This window comes from Aeromonas sp. 602658 (genome assembly GCF_049173005.1).
Lineage (GTDB): Bacteria > Pseudomonadota > Gammaproteobacteria > Enterobacterales > Aeromonadaceae > Aeromonas > Aeromonas veronii_A.
Genome location: NZ_JAAKRF010000011.1, coordinates 59,110 through 77,388, shown reverse-complemented (window position 1 = coordinate 77,388; position 18,279 = coordinate 59,110). Strand labels below are relative to the sequence as shown.

Annotated in this window: 20 protein-coding genes; 6 read left to right on the top strand and 14 right to left on the bottom strand. The window is 60.9% G+C overall.

Translation table 11 applies throughout. The annotated features are described in order from the left end of the window. Window positions 1-123: 123 nt before the first annotated feature. The 8 genes from G5253_RS10640 to G5253_RS10605 form a co-directional block, all read right to left on the bottom strand. Window positions 124-984 (bottom strand): TIGR03899 family protein, encoded by an 861-nt coding sequence (locus G5253_RS10640; RefSeq protein ID WP_047439578.1) that lies wholly within the window; start codon window positions 982-984, stop codon window positions 124-126. Window positions 985-1,088: 104 nt separating this feature from the next. Beyond that, the gene (locus G5253_RS10635) at window positions 1,089-1,562 is read right to left on the bottom strand and encodes a DUF3299 domain-containing protein (protein ID WP_236327070.1); all 474 of its coding nucleotides are present in this window, start codon (window positions 1,560-1,562) and stop codon (window positions 1,089-1,091) included. A gap of 30 nt (window positions 1,563-1,592) precedes the next feature. Beyond that, window positions 1,593-2,840: an ABC transporter permease gene (locus tag G5253_RS10630; protein ID WP_005354695.1), complete on the bottom strand. Its 1,248-nt coding sequence runs from the start codon at window positions 2,838-2,840 to the stop codon at window positions 1,593-1,595. Then, complete coding sequence (locus G5253_RS10625) at window positions 2,834-3,523, bottom strand: ABC transporter ATP-binding protein (RefSeq protein ID WP_005335686.1); 690 nt, start codon at window positions 3,521-3,523, stop codon at window positions 2,834-2,836. The genes G5253_RS10630 and G5253_RS10625 overlap by 7 nt, the downstream gene beginning before the upstream one ends. A 4-nt stretch (window positions 3,524-3,527) precedes the next feature. After that, complete coding sequence (locus tag G5253_RS10620; protein ID WP_421203282.1) at window positions 3,528-4,112, bottom strand: DUF2796 domain-containing protein; 585 nt, start codon at window positions 4,110-4,112, stop codon at window positions 3,528-3,530. Between the two features lie 32 nt (window positions 4,113-4,144). Continuing rightward, window positions 4,145-4,444 carry a hypothetical protein gene (locus tag G5253_RS10615; RefSeq protein WP_266135246.1) on the bottom strand — a complete coding sequence of 100 codons (300 nt, stop codon included), beginning with the start codon at window positions 4,442-4,444 and terminating at the stop codon, window positions 4,145-4,147. 44 nt (window positions 4,445-4,488) lie between these two features. Next, window positions 4,489-5,031, bottom strand: a complete 543-nt coding sequence (locus G5253_RS10610) for a YtfJ family protein (protein WP_266135247.1) — start codon at window positions 5,029-5,031, stop codon at window positions 4,489-4,491. Between the two features lie 220 nt (window positions 5,032-5,251). After that, window positions 5,252-6,142, bottom strand: a complete 891-nt coding sequence (locus G5253_RS10605) for a hypothetical protein (RefSeq protein ID WP_005354684.1) — start codon at window positions 6,140-6,142, stop codon at window positions 5,252-5,254. 139 nt (window positions 6,143-6,281) lie between these two features. On the opposite strand from G5253_RS10605, the gene G5253_RS10600 reads away from it, so the two are divergent. Continuing rightward, window positions 6,282-6,629, top strand: coding sequence for a hypothetical protein (locus G5253_RS10600; RefSeq protein ID WP_076492509.1), 348 nt, complete (start codon window positions 6,282-6,284; stop codon window positions 6,627-6,629). A gap of 26 nt (window positions 6,630-6,655) precedes the next feature. Here G5253_RS10600 and ppa read toward each other — a convergent pair whose 3' ends face one another. From ppa to G5253_RS10585, 3 genes are all read right to left on the bottom strand, one after another. Then, window positions 6,656-7,186 carry an inorganic diphosphatase gene (gene ppa / locus G5253_RS10595; protein WP_005335667.1) on the bottom strand — a complete coding sequence of 177 codons (531 nt, stop codon included), beginning with the start codon at window positions 7,184-7,186 and terminating at the stop codon, window positions 6,656-6,658. A gap of 216 nt (window positions 7,187-7,402) precedes the next feature. After that, window positions 7,403-8,983, bottom strand: coding sequence for a DUF3369 domain-containing protein (locus tag G5253_RS10590; protein WP_266135248.1), 1,581 nt, complete (start codon window positions 8,981-8,983; stop codon window positions 7,403-7,405). A 110-nt stretch (window positions 8,984-9,093) separates the two neighbouring features. Further along, window positions 9,094-9,975 carry a LysR family transcriptional regulator gene (locus G5253_RS10585; protein ID WP_421203280.1) on the bottom strand — a complete coding sequence of 294 codons (882 nt, stop codon included), beginning with the start codon at window positions 9,973-9,975 and terminating at the stop codon, window positions 9,094-9,096. Between the two features lie 158 nt (window positions 9,976-10,133). Here G5253_RS10585 and G5253_RS10580 point away from each other — a divergent pair, with 158 nt between their 5' ends. Continuing rightward, window positions 10,134-10,520, top strand: coding sequence for a DMT family transporter (locus G5253_RS10580; protein WP_005335660.1), 387 nt, complete (start codon window positions 10,134-10,136; stop codon window positions 10,518-10,520). Continuing rightward, window positions 10,517-10,837: an SMR family transporter gene (locus G5253_RS10575; RefSeq protein ID WP_005335659.1), complete on the top strand. Its 321-nt coding sequence runs from the start codon at window positions 10,517-10,519 to the stop codon at window positions 10,835-10,837. The genes G5253_RS10580 and G5253_RS10575 overlap by 4 nt, the downstream gene beginning before the upstream one ends. 78 nt (window positions 10,838-10,915) lie before the next feature. Here the strand turns inward: G5253_RS10575 and G5253_RS10570 are convergent, their stop codons facing one another. The 3 genes from G5253_RS10570 to hrpB all read right to left on the bottom strand — a co-directional run bounded on the left by G5253_RS10570 (window position 10,916) and on the right by hrpB (window position 16,215). Next, window positions 10,916-11,317, bottom strand: a complete 402-nt coding sequence (locus G5253_RS10570; RefSeq protein ID WP_139440714.1) for a VOC family protein — start codon at window positions 11,315-11,317, stop codon at window positions 10,916-10,918. Window positions 11,318-11,375: 58 nt separating this feature from the next. Then, window positions 11,376-13,694 carry a penicillin-binding protein 1B gene (mrcB, locus tag G5253_RS10565; RefSeq protein WP_005335656.1) on the bottom strand — a complete coding sequence of 773 codons (2,319 nt, stop codon included), beginning with the start codon at window positions 13,692-13,694 and terminating at the stop codon, window positions 11,376-11,378. A 73-nt stretch (window positions 13,695-13,767) separates the two neighbouring features. Beyond that, window positions 13,768-16,215, bottom strand: a complete 2,448-nt coding sequence (hrpB, locus tag G5253_RS10560) for an ATP-dependent helicase HrpB (RefSeq protein ID WP_266135250.1) — start codon at window positions 16,213-16,215, stop codon at window positions 13,768-13,770. Between the two features lie 178 nt (window positions 16,216-16,393). Between hrpB and thpR the strand changes: the two genes are divergently transcribed. The 3 genes from thpR to dksA all read left to right on the top strand — a co-directional run bounded on the left by thpR (window position 16,394) and on the right by dksA (window position 18,245). Next, window positions 16,394-16,936, top strand: a complete 543-nt coding sequence (thpR, locus tag G5253_RS10555; RefSeq protein WP_266135251.1) for an RNA 2',3'-cyclic phosphodiesterase — start codon at window positions 16,394-16,396, stop codon at window positions 16,934-16,936. Beyond that, window positions 16,933-17,676, top strand: a complete 744-nt coding sequence (gene sfsA / locus G5253_RS10550) for a DNA/RNA nuclease SfsA (RefSeq protein WP_203118487.1) — start codon at window positions 16,933-16,935, stop codon at window positions 17,674-17,676. The genes thpR and sfsA overlap by 4 nt, the downstream gene beginning before the upstream one ends. A 119-nt stretch (window positions 17,677-17,795) precedes the next feature. Next, entirely contained in the window at window positions 17,796-18,245 is a 450-nt protein-coding gene (dksA, locus tag G5253_RS10545) for an RNA polymerase-binding protein DksA (protein ID WP_005335644.1), read from the top strand. The last annotated feature ends 34 nt before the right edge of the window (window positions 18,246-18,279 follow it).

Here is an 18,279-nt window from a genome sequence, read left to right as displayed (position 1 = left end):
CGGGGTGTGCCTCTGCGGCATCTGCAATTTGCAACCTATTCTGGGCAAGCCCATAAGCTTGGAGCCAGCAGCTTGATGCGAAGGAGCCATGAACCGACGGGGCATCCGCTGCCCCGCCAGAGATCAGGGGAGAGGGTCGGGAGCGGGTGAGGAGGGGGCGCTGACGAGCTGCATCACTTCAATCTGGATCCCCTGCACCAGCACGGTTTTCAGATCCTGCAGGTACTCCTCCAGTGGCGACTCTTGCAGCAGCTGGGCGAGCTCGTTGCCCACCGGGGTGAGGCGGTAGTAGAGCAGGGTGATGTTGTTCTGCTTGCACTGCAGCCGCCAGCGCTGGTTGCCAAACTCCAGCTCGACCCCATCGGCGGGCAGCGGGCCGGATTCCAGCTCCGCGCGATGCAGCAGCCCGAGCTCAAACAGTTGCAGCAGGGCGTTGTAGGGCAGTCGGTATTTGCCAAGGCCAAGGCGCGTTGCCTTGGCACGACTCAGCAGGGTGGCCCCCTTGTGCAGCCCCAGCAGCAGTCGCTGCTCGTCGCTGCCTGTGTAGTGGCAAGTCAGTGAACAGATGCGCTGAAACAGCTGGGCCTCGCGCTGGGTCATCTCTTTGAGGGTGGCGAGCGCCCGGATGGAGAAGCGGCCCGGCGTGGCGACTTCCAGCGCGAAGATCCGCCCCCACAGCTGCTGCATCGGCACCATGCTGATATCTTCCGCCAGTTGCAGGAAGCGGGTCAGCCAGTCGCTGTCCATCTCGCCGCCAGCGGCTGTCTCTTCGCAGTGGCGGGAGGCCATCACCATGATGGCTTCCAGATTGCGCTGGCGGGCGGCCTGATCCGCCAGATGGCGAAAGGTGGCGCGCTGTTCGAAGGTGCTGTCGGTGTTGCGGGTGAGCATGCCGTCGATGCCACGACTGCGGGCCAGACGCAGGGTCTGCTCCTGGCTGCTCAGGATCGAACTCTCTTTTTTCGGGGGGGGGAGGTCTGCCATGCTGACTCCATTCGCACAGGTTCTGGAGCTGAATGTTACTCCAACCGGGATACCAAGATAACAAAGCGGCCTCCGTGGAGACCGCTTTTTTTGCAACGGGAGGATTACTCCTCGTAGACGCTCACCTCGACCGCGTCCATCGAATAGGAGGCGGTGGCCATCTCGTGGCTGGAGCTGACCGTGCGCATCTTGCCTTTCACCCAGATGGCATCCCACAGGTCATCCACCGGCGCACCCTTGGGGTAGCTCACATAGATCACCTGATTGGTGGGGGGCGGCGGCACATGGATGCAGGCGCCGAAGTAGGGCACCAGCAGGAAGGCGGTGATCTTCTTGGCATCCCCTTCCAGCGGCACCACGAAGCCCGGAATGCGCACATCCTGGTTGTCCAGCTTCTTGTTTACCCCGCCCACCGGTTGCGGCACCGACATGGGATCTTCGTGATTGACCTGGGGCGGTGGCAGCAGTTTCTCCCCTTCCGGGATGAGCACATCCCAGTCGATGGTCTTGTAATCGGCGGCCAGGGCGGGCAACACCAGCAGGCTGGCGAGCAGCGCCACAATTTTCCACTTCATCATCTGTCCTTCTTTTCTATTTTGGGCGTCTCGCTAGACGCGAATGCTCATGCCATCGCTCAGGCTGTAGCGGTAAGCGCGTGCAGCAGGGAGTAGGCCGATCACCATGCCTGCCAGCCACACGACCCCCAGCAGCTGCCACTCGTAGGTGCTCGGCAGCCCCAGACTCAGTTGCAGGCCATAGTGGCTGAGCAGCCAGGGCGAGGCAAGCCCCTGCCCCAGATAGAGCACGGCGACCCCGAGAGCGATGCCGACCGTGGTCAGCGCCATCGCTTCCAGCGCCAGCAGCAGGAACAGATGGGCAGGGCCCGCACCGAGGGATCGCAATATGGCGAGCTCCCGGCGTCGCTCGTTAAGCCCCGCCAGCAGGGTAGTCAGCATGCCGATAAGGCCCGCTACCACCACAAAACCGGCGATGACCGAGAGGGCCGTTTCCGCCACGCTCATCAGGCTCCACAGCTCCTGCAGGGCGGCCCCCGGCAGGATCGCCATCAGCGGCTCTTTGGGATAGGTGTTGACGCTGCGTTGCAGTTGGAACGCCAGGATCCGGTTGCTCAGTCCCACCATAAAGGCGGTGATGGTTTTCGGGGTGAGATCCTGCGCCAGCGCCTGCTCCGGCGTCACGTTCTTGCTGTGGCGGCCGGTATCCCAGCCCAGATGGATCGCCTCTATCCCCGCCAGCGGCACATGGATGGTGCGATCAATGGGCGTGCCGGTCGGCGCCAGAATACCCACCACCTTGAACGGCAGATTGTCGTGCTGGCTGAACGAGGTGTTGCCAGCACCGTGGGCGATGACGATGGATTGGTCGAGGTGATAGCCGAGCTTCTCGGCCACCTGAGCGCCGAGTACAGCTTCAAACGGCGTCTCGAACGGCCGCCCTTCCCGCAGTTGCAGCGACTGCTGCTGACCGTACTTCAGGTGGGTGAAGTAGTCGCCATTGGTGCCGAGCACCCGAAATCCCTTGTGGGAGTCGCCAAGGGAGAGCGGGATGGTCCAGGCGACGCCCGGTTTCTGCTTGATGGCCTGATAGGAGTCCCACCCCACGTTGTTGGTGGGGTTGCCGATGCGAAACACCGAGTAGAGCAGCAGGTTAACCTGACCGGAGCGGGCGCCGACGATGAGATCGGTTCCCGAGACGGTGTTGGAGAAGCTTTCGCGGGCCTGGGTGCGCACCCGCTCCACCCCGAGTAGCAGGGTGACGCTGATGGCGACGGCCAACAGGGTGAGCCCGGCGGTGAGTCGGCGGGCCCAGAGACTTTGCAGGGCGAGCTTTAGCATGATGCCCTCCGGTTGAGCTGTTGCAGGTTTTCTACCCGCGGGAACAGGGGTTCGAGATAAGGGTCGTGGCTGACGAAGATCAGGGTCGAGCCCTGCTTGTCGCACTCCTCGAACAACAGCTTGATAAAGGCCGCCCGGTTGTCGGTGTCGAGGGCCGAGGTGGGCTCGTCGGCAATCACTAGCGGCGGCGAGCCGATCAGCGCCCGTGCGGCGGCAACCCGCTGCTGCTGGCCGATGCTGAGGGCATGGACGGGGCGATGCAGCGCGTCATCCGGCAGTTGCAGCTCCGCCAGCAGACGGCGCGCTTCCTGCTCCGGACTCCCTTGCAGGCGAGCCCGTTTGGCGGGCGAAAAGGTGAGGGCAGCGGTCACGTTGTCCTGCACCGAGAGAAAGGGCAGCAGATTGAACTGCTGGAAGATATAACCCAGATTGGCCGCCCGGAAGTGGTCACGGGCACGGCCAGAGAGCCGGGCCAATGGTTGGCCCAGCACCTCCAGGGTGCCGTGGTTGGCGGTCTGGATCCCGGCCAGCAACCCGAGCAGGGTCGACTTGCCAGAGCCCGACGGGCCCTTGATAAAGACCCGCTCACCCTCGCGGATGGTGAGGGCGGGCAGATCGAGTACAGCGTCGCCACCTGGCCAGGCAAAGGCCAGATCGCGGATCTCAACCACGGCTTTTTTCATGGCGTTACCAGCTCAGCTTGTTGGCGGACGGGGTCAGCTCGCCAGCGGTCTGGCCGGTGGGCAGGATCCCCTGCACGCTCAGCTTATCAAGGCTCGGATAGACGCTGAACAGGGTCGCCTCAAGACCGGTCAGTTTGGCTGGTGTAGCGCAGGTGTAGGTGTACATGGCGCCCATATCGGCGTGACCCGCTTCGTCATGATCATGGTGGTCTTCATGTTTGTCGCTGGCAGCCTTGTCATGGTCATGGTCATGGTCATGGTCATGCTCTTCTTTGGCGGCCTGCAGCTCCTGCTGGGTCAGTTTGCAGCCAGCGGCCGGGTCGAAGCGGAACAGGGCGTCAGGTTGCTGGAGGCGGGCGACCGCTTTGGCATACTGCGCCTTTTCTTCATCGCTCTTGGCTGCGTGCTCGAAGCCCACCAGATCGGCTGCGGGCGCCTGCAGTTCGATCATCAACTGGTCGCCATCGACCACCAGATTGAGGTGGCCGTGGCCATGCTCGTGGGCGCCGTGGCTGTGGCTCTCGTGTTCGTCGTGATTTGCGTGTGCGCCAAAGGCCGCAGCGGCCAGCAACAGAGTAACTGCTTTCATCTTTAATCCTTTTTTCAAAACAAATAGTGAACTTAAACAAAGGGATAGATAAAAACAGAGGCGGGCGGCGCACGGATGGCATAGCTGTGAAGTGTGGCGGTATCTGCCGAGCGTTGCATGGTTGCAACTGCGGGCAGAACAGAGGTCGAACCGGGGAAACAATAGGGGGTAGCGGTGATGATCTGTTTGCCATCCAGATGGAGGGCGCAAACCAGACAGTGATGGTCGTCGTGGCCGGGCAGGGCGGATTCAAACTGGTGCCGGGCAAGGGCAGGCTGCAGCCATAACCAGCCCAGCAGCAAGATCCAGATTTTCAGCTTGATACGACCCATAGACCCTTATGGAAAGGGCGCCATCAGCGCCCTTTCTCTCTGACTTAGAGATGGGACTTGATGAGCCCCATCACGGTAGCAATGTTGTTGGCATCGAGCTGGCCATCTTTGGCAAACAGCACCTTGCCCTCTTTATCCAGCAGAATGATCGCCGAGCTTTCCGGCGTCAGATCCCAGGCGTTGCGCGCCATACCCTTGGCATCCAGCACCATGGCGGACCATGGGAACTCTTTCTTGCTGTCCTCGGCACTGCTCTTCACGAAGCCGGAGGTACCCCAGATGGCGTCATTGCTGTTGATGACGGTAACGGTCTGGTACTTGTCTTGCGGCAGCTTGGCGGCCTTGATCGCCTCGATCATCGGGGCGTTCAGCTCCTTGGCACTGGAGCGACCGGCAATATGCTGGATCAGGAACACCTTGCCGGTGAGCGAGGTGCTCTGCCACGGCTGGTAGCCGATATCCTTGCCGTTCAGTACCAGCTCACCCTTGTCGCTGACATTGACCAGCGGCACCGGGTTGCCATCCTTGAAGTTGTGAGCAAAGGCCAGAGATGGCAGCAGCGCCAAAGTAAGTACGAGATGTTTCATCCTGATGACACTCCATTTGTTATGTTATAACGAGTTTCGGATTGAGGGAATGGGCGAGCTTCATCCTAAACTGATCGGATCTGTTTAAAAAGTGTTAAATAAGATCGCAATTCAGAAGCGTCGGCGCCCCGCCAGTCAGGGGGTTGGCTGGCAAGGGCGGCTAGGATGGCATGACATCGATAAAAATCAATGAATTGGCTGCTGGTCTGAGCTGTCTGCGTCAGTAGAGCGACTCGCTGATGAGGGGGATCTTGGCCATGGTCATCTGCTGGGCCAGCAGGGACGAGCCGGTCAGCAACACATGGCGCTGATTGTTGATCACCACCACATCACCGGGTACGCCACTGTCTGCCGTAATGGCCAACCAGGCTGGGGAGACGCTGCCGATGCTGATATCCGGATAGATGATGCTGAGCACATATTGCGGGGCCAGCTCTGCCAGCAGGCTGGCCATCAGCAGCGCCTTCTCGTCGCTATCGGCCTTGTTATCCTGCAACGCCTGCAGCGGCGGCGCGAAGTGATCCAGCTGCTCTGGTTGGGTGGGGATGGCGTTCAGCCACTCCTGCAGCAGGCTTACGCTGGTGGCGAGATCCTTGGCCGCAAACTGCTGCGCCAGCGGCTTGAGATGCCCCTTGAAGTGGTAGAAGAGCTGGGAGTAATCGGGTCGCACGCAAGGCAGTTTGCGATTGGCCGGATGGACGCAGGGGATCACCCTCATCTGGTAGAAGGCATCCTCCTGATACTGTTGGTAGGCTTGCCAGAACAGCAGCGACTCCATGCTGTCGTCCCGCAGGGTGAAGGCCTGCTCCAGATTGCGAAACTTGGTAGCGGTCTCTGGACTGCTCTGGTTGATCAGGTTGATGCTGTTGTAGAGCCGCGGGCTGATATAGGCGTAGAGCGTCTCCAGCGGATTGGTGAGAGAGGCCTTCAGCAGGCTCATCTCGTGGCGACTGGCGGCCATCACCTGATCGTCGGTGGTCAGCTGGAAGTGCTTGCGCTGGCCATCGGTGGATTGCCACTGCCAGCTCATGTTGATTTCGCTGGCGTTGCTTGTGGCGCCAAGGGTGGTGCTGAGAGTGAGGCTGAGCAACAGCGCGGGGGTCAGCTTCATGTTGGTGCTTCCTGCCGTGGACGATAATTAACAACTAGGTGAGCCGGCACCACTTTGGTGATGTTTCGTTTTGTGATCTGGATAACAGATTGATGTGACTTTTAATTTAATTGTGAAATTAAGTCACTCTGGAGGGGTTATGAAGCCTTGGATCATAGTGCTGTTTGGGCTGCTCAGCCTGCCAGCCATGGCGGGTCAGGTGATCGTCAACAAGGGGATGTCCATTGCGGATACCTTTGCCCTGCGCGATCAGTTGGCGCGCGAACACGAATGGCAGGAGTGGCTGCGCTACCAGCAGGCTATCAAGTGGCTGGAGGTATTGCCGGTCAACTGCGAGCTGATGAGCCAGCCGGGCGGTGGCTATCGCTGTGGCGGTGATTACTATCGTCCCTACCAGAAAGATGGTCGTGAAATATACATTCAGGGCAATCCTGCCGGAGATGCGGCAGGTCAGCTGCCGCAAACACCGACAAAAAAGGCGCCATAAGGCGCCTTTTTTATTCCGGGTGACGCTTACTTGGCAGCGTAACGCTCGGCAGAGGTTTTGATCTCGGCTTCGGCAGCGGCCTTGTCGCCCCAACCTTCCACCTTGACCCATTTGCCCGCTTCCAGCTCTTTGTAGCGCTCGAAGAAGTGCTGGATCTGGGCTTTCAGCAGTTCCGGCAGATCGTTCACATCCTGGATGTGGTCGTACTGCTTGGTCAGCTTGGAGTGCGGTACGGCAACGATCTTGGCATCTTCGCCAGATTCGTCGGTCATCTTCAGCACGCCAACCGGACGGCAGCGAATGACGGAACCGGCCAGCAGCGGGTAGGGGGTCGGAACCAGTACGTCGACGGGGTCACCATCCAGAGAGAGGGTCGCGTTCACGTAGCCGTAGTTGCACGGATAGAACATCGGGGTAGACATGAAGCGATCGACGAAAATAGCACCGCTGTCCTTGTCGACTTCGTATTTGATCGGGTCGGCATTCTGCGGGATTTCGATGATGACATAGATATCGTCGGGCAGGCTCTTGCCGGCCGGTACCAGGTTCAGGCTCATGATATTTCCTTCGTTGTTAGTATCAGGATTGCAGGCCGATATTATAGCGATGTGATGTTAAATGACCATATTTCAGCTGATATCGCAGCCAAAGAAGGGTGATGTTTCCGGTTTGCGGCGCGTTGATGTGTGCAGGATGCAACAAAACAGCTGTTTTGATGCCTTGCCGGTGACCTTGGTCACCGGCAAGGGATGCTGAGTGGCAAGTGCAGAGAGTCAGAGCGAGTAGGGGAGTCTCGACTCGTTGACCAGTCGCGACAGGGCTGTTACGACATGAGAGTCAAACTGGGTACCGGAGCGGGACTGGATATACTCCATGGTCTGCGCCAGCGTCCAGGGCTCCTTGTAGGGGCGCTTGCTGAGCAGGGCATCGAATACATCGACCACCGCCACTATCCTCGCCGACAGCGGGATCTGCTGGCCAGCCAGCTGCAGCGGATAGCCCTTGCCATCGAAGTGCTCGTGGTGGCCCCGGGCGATTTCGGCGCCGAGAGAGAGGTAGCTGGTTCCCTCCACCATTTCGCCCGCCTTGTGCAGGATATTGGCGCCGATGCCGGCGTGCTGCTCCATGATGGCCCGCTCTTCCGGGTCGAAACGGCCGGGCTTGTGCAGGATATGGTCCGGGGTGCCCACCTTGCCCACATCGTGCAGGATGGAAGCCATGCCGATCATTTCGACAAACTCCGGAGTCAGTTGCTCCGGGTAGACCGCCATCTGCTTCAATTCGGCCACGATGGCATCCGAGAGCTTCTGCACCCGCAAGACATGCTCGCCGGTATCGGAATCACGAAACTCCGCCAGCGCCGCCAGCGCCACCACTGTGGCCTCCTGGGCACGAAGCAGCTGGTTGTAGAGGTAGAGATTGTCGTAGGCCGCCGAGATGCGCTGGCAGAAGACATCCAGCAGATCGCACTCGAGAGGATCCAGAGGCTGGGTCGGGGTGAAGCTCAACACGAACTCGCGGCCATTCTGGGCTGCAATATAGAGAGAGTCCTGCGGGTGTTCAAAGCGGTTGCAGCGCTCGTTTAACGCCTTCATGACCGACTCTTTCAGGGCAGAAAATTCATCAAGGCTCTTCTCCTCCAGCAGCGCCTCGTAGTCTCCGGTTGCCGCCAGGATCTCAAGCCCATGTTCTCCTGGGCGGCGTTCGGCACAGATGGCCCCTTCGGTGCCCACATCGAGAATGGCGCTGATCTGTTTGAGCACGCCGGAAGCAAACTCCTTGAGTGAATGGAGATGGTAGAGATCGCCCGCGCCCTCCAGAATTTTGCCGAGTCCCTGTCGGCTCTTGTCGATGGCGCAGAGGGTTTCGTAGGAGCGAAGGGAGGCGATGACGGTGGTGAAGAGTTTTTGTACCGTCAACTCGGTCTTGGTTTTGTAGTCGTTAATATCGTAATCGAGGATCACCCTTTGTTCCGGTGCCTGACCGGGCTGGCCGGTACGCAGCACGATCCGCACCAGCGAGTTGCGCATCTCGTTGCGGATCCGGTGCACCAGCCGCAAACCGGCATCTTCGGTCTCCATCACCACATCGAGCAGGATCAGGGCAATCCTGGGATTGGCCTCCAGCATGGTGGCGGCTTCAGCACCGCTGTAGGCGTTGAGCAGCTCGAGCGGGCGAGATTTGTACTGAATATTGGAGAGGGCAAGCCGGGTGGCGTGATGAATATCCGGCTCATCATCCACGATCAGCACTTGCCAGGGATTGAGTGCCTTGGGGACCACGACCTCTTCATCATCGAGTTCGATGATGTCGTCATCCAGCCAGATATCGTCCTTGTCTTGGGCACTGCTCATATCGGTTACGCCTCCGGCGCTCAATGAGTATGTGAAGAGTATGCACGATCACCTCTGTCAGGATCATCAGGATAAGCAGATATCGTGAGCTGGCACCGCCTCTTTCATCTTTACTCGAAAGGCTCAAGATAACTCTGGATCGATTTTTTCAACCAGGCCAATACTTTGCCGTGATAGGCATTTTCTGCCAGATAGACGCCATAGTCTCGCCACTGCAGGCTGAACTTGTGCTTCAGGGTCAGCAGGGTGCCTTGTCGCAGCTGGCTCTGGATAAGTGGCGAGGGGAGAACTGCCCAGCCCAGCCCATCGAGGACCGCGTTGCGCATCAACTCGAAGCTGGAGAGACCTATATGCTGGCCTCCCACAGGTAGCAGGCTTTTTACAGAAAATTCATCTACATACGAGAGAGTGACCTGGGTGTGATCGGTCAGATCCTGCTGTTTGACCCGCTTCAGTCCGGCCAGCGGATGGCTGGGTGCCACCACCATCAGGGTGCGGATCGGGTTGAGCACGTCGATATTGAGGCCGCTGCGCTCCTGATCTTCGGTAATAAGGCCAAAAGCGGCATCGACGAACCCCTCTTCCACCAGCGCCGGCAGTTCGGGCGGAGAGGCGAGCACCAGCGAGATACTGGTGCCGGGAAACTGATTGTGCAGGCTGGCCAGCATCTCGCGCCACACCGGTTCGGGAATCGCGTCATCGCGGGCGACTCGCAGCGCCACTTCGGCCCCCGAGGCGTAATGTTTGCACTTCTGCTGCAGGCTGTTGGCTGCCTGCAGCAGGCGGGTGCAATCATCTAGCACCAGCTCACCGATCTCGGTCAGGCGACTCTGATTGGCACCTCGTTCAAAAAGTTCGACGCCAAGCTCAGCTTCCAGCGCCGCGATGGCGGTGCTGACGGCGCTGCGGCTTTTGCCGAGGCGACGGGCGGTGTTGGCAATAGAGCCGCTATTGGCTGACTCTACAAAGAGTTCTATCTGATATAGCTTCATGTTTTACAGGCCATGGCGGAGTTTTTCACCATCACCTTAGCGTGCCGAACCAAGGCAAGGCAAACCTGTAGCGTCGGAATAATAGACGCTGAGCGATTGTCGCGAGTTGCTTCTCCCCGTTTACCATCTCTCCCGTCGAAGCAACAAAGGCATCTTATATGTTATTAAGTCGTATGTTTCTGGCCCGGCTGTTTTTGACCGGTGCCATCGTGACCGAGGTCGCCGGTACCTCCAGCATGGCCATGATCCCCGAGCAGGGAGCTGGCTGGATGAATTACATCCCGATGTGGCTGTTGATCGGTTTCTCGTACTGGTTGCTGGCGAAAGCCGCCAAAACAATCTCCATTGGTATTGCGTTTGCGCTTTGGGAGGGGCTCGGGATCACCCTGATCACCATAGTGTCGGTCATGTTCCTTGGTTACGATGTGACCGTTCAGGAGCTGATTGGCCTGGCTCTCGCGATAGTGGGGATTGTTATGGTGACCATGGGGGAGACCCATGATGAGCCCGCAGACAAGTCAGTAGAAGCGGAGGCCACAGCATGAGTCCGTTTGTGATTGTACTGGGTGCCGCACTGATCGATATCGGCGCCAACATGGCCATCAACCGCTCCAAGGGGTTTCGTTACAAGGGGTGGGGATTCCTGGGGATCATGCTGGTACTCGGCGCCTTTACCCTGCTCTCGGAAGCGGTAAGTGGCGGCCAGATTGACCTGGCTGTTGCCTACGCCACCTGGGGGGCTATCGGCATCGTCGGTACGGCGCTGGGCGGTTTGCTCTTCTTCGGTGAGCGGCTCAAGCCCATCGGCTGGGCTGGCATGATGGTGATGGCGCTGGCTGTCGTTATGCTGACTACCGCCTGATAACCTGAAGCAATAAGAAAAGCCGCCCGGTTGCAACCGGGCGGCTTTTGTTTGGCTGATTGCTTGGTCGATGCAGGCTCAGCGCGGCGCTTCGTAGAGCTCCAGCGGCAGGCCGTCGGGGTCGGCGAAGAAGGTAAAGCGCTTGCCGGTCAGCTCGTCCACCCGTACCGGCTCTACCTCGACCCGATGGGCCAGCAGGTGGGCGATGACCCGGTCAAGGTCGCTGACCCGAAAGGCGAGATGGCGCAGGCCGCACGCCTCGGGGCGGGAGGGGCGCTCGGGAGGCGAGGGGAAGCTGAACAGCTCCAGCTGGCTGCCGTCCGGCAGGGCCAGATCCAGTTTCCACGACTGGCGCTCTTCGCGCAGGGTCTCGGCGATGATGGGCAGCCCCAGCACCTCGTGGTAGAAGTGGCGCGAGCGTGGGTAATCGCTGGCGATGATGGCCACATGGTGGATGGAGTCAAACAGCGGAAAGGTCATGGTGTTTCCTTGTCAGCAGCATAGTGAACGGGTAGCCTGCGCTGCCCGTGTCGTTGATCTAGTTGAAGAAACCGCCGAACCAGTCATCCAGCGCACTGCGCGGCGATGCACTGCTGGCGCAACCGGCCGGGGAGCCCATGGTGGAGGCTTTGGCCGGCACCTGCAGGCTGCCCGGGCAGTCGCTGGTGACGCGGGTGCCACTGGCGCGGGAGAAGTTGGCCCAGGTGACCCCTTCCGGCATCTTCAATCCCAGACTGTTGACGCCGCGCTGGCTCATGTAGCCGCTAAAGAGCTGCAGGGCACCGCTGGCACCGGTCAAGCCCGCCGGGGTGTTGTCGTCGCGACCGACCCAGATACTGACCAGTTCGTTGTTGTCCATCCCGGCAAACCAGGAGTCGCGCAGCTCGTTGGTGGTGCCTGTCTTGGCCGCCATGGTGGCGCCCGGGAACTTGGCACTGAGGGCGCGGGCCGTGCCCTGACTCACCGTCTTGGTCATGGCGAACAGGGTCAGCCAGCTTGCTTGCTGGTCGGTGACCCGCTTGGCGGTCTGATCATGCTGATAGAGCAGGCTGCCATCTCCGTTCACCACGGCGCGAATGGCCGACAGCGGCTGGGTCAGCCCCTGATTGGCGATGGGCAGATACATCTGGTTCACCTCCAGCGGGGAGAGGGCCACCGCCCCCAGCACCAGCGACGGATAGGGCTGGATCTCCTGCTGGACTCCCAGCTTGTGCAGGGTATCGACCACTTTTTCCAGCCCCACCTGCAGACCCAGATTGACGGTCGGTACGTTGAGTGAGCTGGCCAGCGCATCCATCAGCGGCACGCTCTGGCGGAACTTGCGATCGTAGTTTTGCGGCGTCCAGACCTGACCATCCTGACCGCGAATGCGGATCGGCTGATCTTTGAGCGGGGTCGCCAGGGTCAGGCCGTTGGAGAGACCGGTGAGGTAGACTGCCGGTTTCACCAGCGAGCCGATCTGGCGGCGGGCATCCAGCGCCCGGTTGAACCCGGCGTAGCGGGGATCGCGGCCACCCACCAGCGCCACCACTTCGCCCTTGTGCCAGTCGGAGACCACCATGGCCGCCTCCAGCTTTTTCTTGCCGCGCAGTTTCTCGATATCGGCGAGGCCCGATTCGACCGCCCGCTCGGCCGCATGCTGGGCGATGGGGTCGAGGCTGGTGAAGATCTTGAGGCCGGACTGCTTGAGCAGATCGGCGCCGAAGCGGCTCTGGATCTCTCGCTTGAGCAGTCCCATAAAGGCCGGGGTGCGGCCATAGCTCATCTGGCCGCGGGCGATGATGCCGAGGGGCTGGCGGCTGGCCAGCTCATATTCGGCCTGGGTCAGGCTGCCGTGATCCATCAGCAGCTTCAGCACCAGATCACGGCGGGTCTTGGCCCGCTCCGGGAAGCGCCAGGGATCGTAATAGGAGGGGCCTTTCACCAGACCGACCAGCAGGGCGACCTGATCGATATCCAGCTCGTTGACCGGAATGCCGAAGTAGAAGTAGGAGGCAAGCCCGAAACCATAGACCCCTTGCGAGAAGTTCTGCCCCAGATAGACCTCGTTGAGGTAAGACTCCAGGATCTCGTCCTTGCTGTAGCGATAGTCGATCAGCACCGCCATATAGGCTTCCTGCAGTTTTCGCCACAGGCTGCGTTCACGGGTCAGGAAGAAGTTTTTGGCCAGCTGCTGGGTCAGGGTACTGCCCCCCTGCACGGTGCGACCCGCGATCAGGTTGGCGAACATGGCGCGCATGATGGCCACTGGCGAGACGCCGCCATGCTGGTAGAAGTCGCGATCTTCGGTGGTGAGCAGGGTCACCAGCAGGCTGTCGGGCACTTCGGCGATACGTACCAGCAGGCGATCTTCCCGATCTTCGGTATTGAGGCGATCGAGCAGCACCGGGTCCATCTGGGCGTAACCGAGCTGGCGCTGGTTCTCCAGCGACTGGATCCCCTCAAGGCGCGGGCCGTTGAAGGTGAGGCGCAGGCCACGGGCACCATCGGCGCCGTCATAGAACTCGAACGGACGGCGAATCAGCTCGATGCGGTTGCCATTGATGGTGTATTCACCCGGCGTGTGAGGCTGGCGCACCTGCTTGTAGCTCAGCATGTTGAGCTCGCGCAGCATCTGGTCCCGCGACAGGCGCTGGCTGGGGTAGAGCTCCAGCGGGCGGCTGTAGACCATCACCGGCAGCTGCCACTTCTCGCCATCGAAGCGCTCGCGCACCTTGGTATCGAGGTAGATGCCAAACACCACCATAAAGGCCGCCACCACCAGGGAGAGCTTGAAGCCAAGCCAGAACAGCTTGCGCCAGATGGTGCGTTTGGGCGCTGCCTTCTTGGGGGCACGCTTGCGTCGTTGGGTTGCCATAAATCCTCTTTGCTTTCCTTTCTACTTGTTATGTCGCATTCGCGAACGTTCGAGCGGGATTAACCCGCCGAACCTAGATGCCCATCTTCTTTTTGGTGACCTTGGTCGGCATCGCTTCCAGCGGATTATCCGGCCAGTAGTGGCGGGGATAGCGCCCCTTCATCTCTTTCTTCACCTGTTCGTAGGAGCCAACCCAGAAGGCGGCCAGATCGGCGGTGATCTGCAGCGGTCGCTGGGCGGGGGAGAGCAGCTCCACTACCAGCGGCACCCGGCCATCGGCCACGCAGGGGGTCGAACCTTGCCCGAACATCTCCTGAATGCGCACCGGGATCACCGGTGCCTGCCCTGGCTGATAGCGGATCCGCACCCGGCTGCCGGTGGGTGCCGCAAAGTGGCTCGGCAGCGCCTTGTCCAGCCGTTTGGGCAACGGCCAGGGCAGGGATTGACGCAGGATGTCGCTCATATTGAGCTTCTTCAGCTGCTCCAGCCGGGTCATACCGCTCACCGCTGGCAGCAGCCACTGTTCCAGCGTGGCCAGCAAATTTTCCTCATCCATCGCGGGCCACCCCTCATCGGGCAGCCAGTCGCGGGCGCAGCACAGACGGGCCAGCAGCCCTTCGCTGCTCTCGTCCCACGGCAGCACATGCAGCCCCTTGCGGCGAATACCTTGCAGCAGGCAGCGCCCTTTCTGCTCGTCAGAGAGTTCGGTCAGCGGTCGCTGGTTCAGCACCAGCTCGCCGATCACCTGCTGGCGTTCGGCGCGCACCCGCTCTTCCCGTTCATCCCAGTCGAACCACTGCCGTTCGCTCACCAGTTCCGGCAGCAGGCGCACCAGCTCGTCGAGATCGACCGGTTCGGCGATAAAAATGCGGCTACCCCGATCGTTCTGACCCATCTCGATGGCGATAAGGGCGGCTTGTCCCTGACAGGGATGACCTTCTACCAGATCGCAGCTCACCCCACCACTGAGTTGATAGCGACTGCCGCTGCGCAGCTTGCCGATGCGATCCGGCCAGGCGAGGGCGCAGAGTAGCCCCAGCCACTGACCCTGCGCACTGGCAGGGCGGGCGCCAAGCCGCTCAAACCAGCGGGCCGCACCCTGGCGCAGGGCACTTTGACGGCGGTGGAACAACACAGATAGGCGCTCCGATCCTCGCAGATCTTCTTCCTGCAACGCCACCAGATAAGCGGCATCGGCGACAATCCCTGTCAGACCTTCAGCTTCCAGCTCGCGGGCGCGCAGCAGCATGCGGGCGAGGCGAGGGTGGGTGCCGAAAGCTGCCATGGCACGGCCAGCGGCAGTGAGTTGTTGCTCACCCTCCGGCTTCATGGCGCCGAGGGCCACCAGCAGCTGCTGGGCGCTGGCTACCGCGGCGGTGGGGGGCATGTCCAGCAGCGGCAGATCTTCCACCCTGGCCCCCCACTGGGCGGCATCCAGCAGCAGACCGGTCAGCTCCTGAGTGAGGATATCTGGCGGGCTCTGCTCGGCGAGCCGCTCCTGCACCTCGCTGCTCCAGAGCCGGTAGCAGATACCGGGGCCGAGGCGACCGGCGCGGCCTGCCCGCTGGGTGGCGGAGGATTTGGCTATCTGGCGGGTTTCCAGTCGGGTGACACCGCTTTTCAGATCATAGGAGGCCCGTCGTTCCAGCCCGCAGTCGATCACCACCGAAATCCCCTCAATAGTGAGGGAGGTCTCCGCCACATTGGTGGTGAGCACCAGCTTACGGCGGCCGGCAGGCGCCGGTTCGATAGCTGCCTGCTGCGCCGCCATGTCGAGGCGGCCGTAGAGGGGGGCGAGGGTCACGTCGTCCGGCAGTTTGTCTGCCAACCACTGCGCCAGCCGCTCGATCTCCCCCTGTCCCGGCAGAAAGACCAGCAGACTGCCATCTTGCTCGGCCAGCGCCTCGAGTACCACGGCGCCGACCTGCGGCTCCAGCCACTGCTGGCGATTGGCGGGGCGGTAGTGATAGTCGATGGGAAAACCGCGCCCCTCGGAGCGAACCACAGGGGCATCCGGCAACAAGGTCTCGAGTGCCATGCCATCCAGGGTTGCGGACATAATCAAGAGCTTGAGGTCATCGCGCAGCCCTTGCTGGCTCTCGATGGCGAAGGCCAGCGCGGTATCGGCGTGCAGACTGCGTTCGTGGAACTCATCGAAGATGACCAGCGAGATGCCAGTCAGCTCAGGGTCCTGCTGCAACATCCGGGTCAGCACCCCTTCGGTGACGATCTCGAGCCGGGTCGCTGAGCTGGTGCGGCTCTCGCCACGTACCCGCAGGCCGATGCGCTCGCCCACCTTCTCCCCCAGCTGGCGCGCCAGAAAAGTGGCGATATTGCGCGCAGCCAGCCGCCTTGGCTCCAGCATGATGATGCGGCCGGGCAGACGGTTCTGGCACACCAGCTCCAGCGGCAGCAGGGTCGATTTGCCCGCGCCGGGTGGCGCCTGCAGGATCACGCTGGTGTGGCTGTCGAGGGCGGCAAAGAGTTCGGGCAATACCGAAACGATGGGGAGCTGGGACAAAGCGATGAGCACCTTCTGTGGCAACCGGTAAAACGGCGCCTATTCTGCCACAGCCACCCGCGCCACCGTGAGTGGATGTGCGGATATGGCCACTCGGGTAGGAGGGTGGCGAGACATGGCCGGATGGCTGCCATAGAATGGGCCCATCCAATGAGCGTGAAAAAGGCATTATCACCACATGGCCAAACTCTTCTTTGCCCTGCCCGTCAAGGAGCTCGCTCCCGAGCTCATCGCCTGGCGCGATCAGCAGCCCTGGCCCGGTCAGCCGGTGCCGCAAGCCAACCTCCACCTGACCCTGGCATTTCTGGGTGAGGCTGACGAGTTGACCACCCGCCGCCTGATCGCCGCCGTGGAGCGTCAGCACTGTCCGCCGCTCACCATCAGGCTGGATGAGACCGGCTGGTTCAGCCGGGCCAAGGCGGCCTGGATTGGCCCGAAGGAGTGGCCCAACGAGCTGACCGTGCTGGCGAAGGCGCTGCGCCGCCACGGCGAGAAGCTGCGCCTTGGCAATGGCGAGCAGGGTTATCGCCCCCATGTCACCCTGTCGCGCAAGGCGGGTGAGGCTCCGGCCATCCTGCCTGCCCCAAATTTTCTGCTGCAGGCCGATGAGTTCTGCCTCTATCAATCCATCTCGACTCCGGACGGGGTACGCTACGAGCCGCTTGCCTGCTGGCCGCTGCGCGCCCGGGTAAAAGAAGACGGGCGGAGGGCTAACCCGTGATCTTTGATCCCCCCCTGCAATCGGGCCAGCTGGTGGCCCGCTACAAGCGCTTTCTGACCGATGTGCAACTCGATAACGGCGAGGTCATTACCATCCACTGCGCCAACACCGGTGCCATGACCGGTTGTGCTGATCCGGGCACCCGGGTCTGGTACTCCACCTCCGATAACCCCAAGCGCAAGCTGCCCAACAGCTGGGAGATCGCCGAGAGCCCGGCGGGCAACTTTATCTGCGTCAACACGGCGCGCGCCAACCAGATCGCCCGGGAGTTGATCGAGCAGGAGGCCATCGCTCCGCTGGCGGGGTACAGCCGGTTGCGCACCGAGGTGAAGTATGGCGAAGAGAACAGTCGCATCGATCTGTTGCTGGAAGATGACGAGAAGGGAAATTGTTACATCGAGGTAAAATCGGTCACCCTGCTCGACGAGCGGGAGGAGGCTGGCATGGGCTACTTCCCCGATGCGGTCACCGCCCGTGGTGCCAAGCATTTGCGCGAGTTGATGGCGATGAAAGCGGCGGGCCACAGGGCCGTGCTGCTCTTTATGGTGTTGCACTCCGGAATAAGCCGGATGCGCCCTGCAACCCATATAGATCCGCACTATAGTCTGCTAATTGAGCAGGCAATCGCGGCGGGGGTTGAAATTTTATGCTATCGGCCCCATGTTGGGGTGCAAGGCATGGTGGCTCAAGGGTTTATCCCGTTTGAATCTGGTCACCTGTTACCCGAGGGGAGTGCATAAATATTGGAGTGGGTAACATTATTGGTACGGCTCGTTTGCTTACCCGTTACCCTTCTGCTATAGATGTCGCCCTCAATTTATGGATGGCACGGGTAGCGTGCTGAATTAGGAGACAGGGCATGCCAACAGGCGAAAACAGGAAATCTCTGGGCCCCCTGGCCATTGCGGGTGTCGCGCCTTACCAGGAAAAGCCGGGTGAGGAGTACATGAATGACCAACAAAAGGCGCATTTTCGCAAGATCCTGGGTGCCTGGCGCAACCAACTGATGCAGGAAGTTGATCGTACCGTCGACCATATGAAAGACGAGGCTGCCAACTTCCCGGATCCCGTGGATCGTGCCGCGCAAGAAGAAGAGTTCGCTCTTGAACTGCGTACCCGCGACCGTGAACGCAAGCTGATCAAGAAGATCGAGAAGACCTTGCAGCTGCTTGAAGACGATGATTTCGGTTACTGCGAACACTGCGGTATCGAGATCGGTATCCGTCGTCTGGAAGCCCGTCCGACTGCCGACCTCTGTGTCGATTGCAAGACGCTGGCCGAGATCAAGGAAAAACAGATGGCCGGTTGATCCCGACCCTCTGGTATATGAAAAAGGGAGCTCG

What these genes read in the sequence shown, in the direction of transcription:
- ppa (WP_005335667.1), bottom strand. Translation starts at nt 7,186, where the DNA reads ATGAGCCTGAACCTGGTACCGGCCGGCAAGAGCCTGCCCGACGATATC.
- G5253_RS10610 (WP_266135247.1), bottom strand. Translation starts at nt 5,031, where the DNA reads ATGAAACATCTCGTACTTACTTTGGCGCTGCTGCCATCTCTGGCCTTT.
- G5253_RS10615 (WP_266135246.1), bottom strand. Translation starts at nt 4,444, where the DNA reads ATGGGTCGTATCAAGCTGAAAATCTGGATCTTGCTGCTGGGCTGGTTA.
- dksA (WP_005335644.1), top strand. Translation starts at nt 17,796, where the DNA reads ATGCCAACAGGCGAAAACAGGAAATCTCTGGGCCCCCTGGCCATTGCG.
- G5253_RS10605 (WP_005354684.1), bottom strand. Translation starts at nt 6,142, where the DNA reads ATGAAGCTGACCCCCGCGCTGTTGCTCAGCCTCACTCTCAGCACCACC.
- G5253_RS10580 (WP_005335660.1), top strand. Translation starts at nt 10,134, where the DNA reads ATGTTATTAAGTCGTATGTTTCTGGCCCGGCTGTTTTTGACCGGTGCC.
- thpR (WP_266135251.1), top strand. Translation starts at nt 16,394, where the DNA reads ATGGCCAAACTCTTCTTTGCCCTGCCCGTCAAGGAGCTCGCTCCCGAG.
- G5253_RS10635 (WP_236327070.1), bottom strand. Translation starts at nt 1,562, where the DNA reads ATGATGAAGTGGAAAATTGTGGCGCTGCTCGCCAGCCTGCTGGTGTTG.
- G5253_RS10600 (WP_076492509.1), top strand. Translation starts at nt 6,282, where the DNA reads ATGAAGCCTTGGATCATAGTGCTGTTTGGGCTGCTCAGCCTGCCAGCC.
- G5253_RS10570 (WP_139440714.1), bottom strand. Translation starts at nt 11,317, where the DNA reads ATGACCTTTCCGCTGTTTGACTCCATCCACCATGTGGCCATCATCGCC.
- G5253_RS10590 (WP_266135248.1), bottom strand. Translation starts at nt 8,983, where the DNA reads ATGAGCAGTGCCCAAGACAAGGACGATATCTGGCTGGATGACGACATC.
- G5253_RS10575 (WP_005335659.1), top strand. Translation starts at nt 10,517, where the DNA reads ATGAGTCCGTTTGTGATTGTACTGGGTGCCGCACTGATCGATATCGGC.
- mrcB (WP_005335656.1), bottom strand. Translation starts at nt 13,694, where the DNA reads ATGGCAACCCAACGACGCAAGCGTGCCCCCAAGAAGGCAGCGCCCAAA.
- G5253_RS10640 (WP_047439578.1), bottom strand. Translation starts at nt 984, where the DNA reads ATGGCAGACCTCCCCCCCCCGAAAAAAGAGAGTTCGATCCTGAGCAGC.
- G5253_RS10625 (WP_005335686.1), bottom strand. Translation starts at nt 3,523, where the DNA reads ATGAAAAAAGCCGTGGTTGAGATCCGCGATCTGGCCTTTGCCTGGCCA.
- G5253_RS10620 (WP_421203282.1), bottom strand. Translation starts at nt 4,112, where the DNA reads ATGAAAGCAGTTACTCTGTTGCTGGCCGCTGCGGCCTTTGGCGCACAC.
- G5253_RS10630 (WP_005354695.1), bottom strand. Translation starts at nt 2,840, where the DNA reads ATGCTAAAGCTCGCCCTGCAAAGTCTCTGGGCCCGCCGACTCACCGCC.
- G5253_RS10585 (WP_421203280.1), bottom strand. Translation starts at nt 9,975, where the DNA reads ATGAAGCTATATCAGATAGAACTCTTTGTAGAGTCAGCCAATAGCGGC.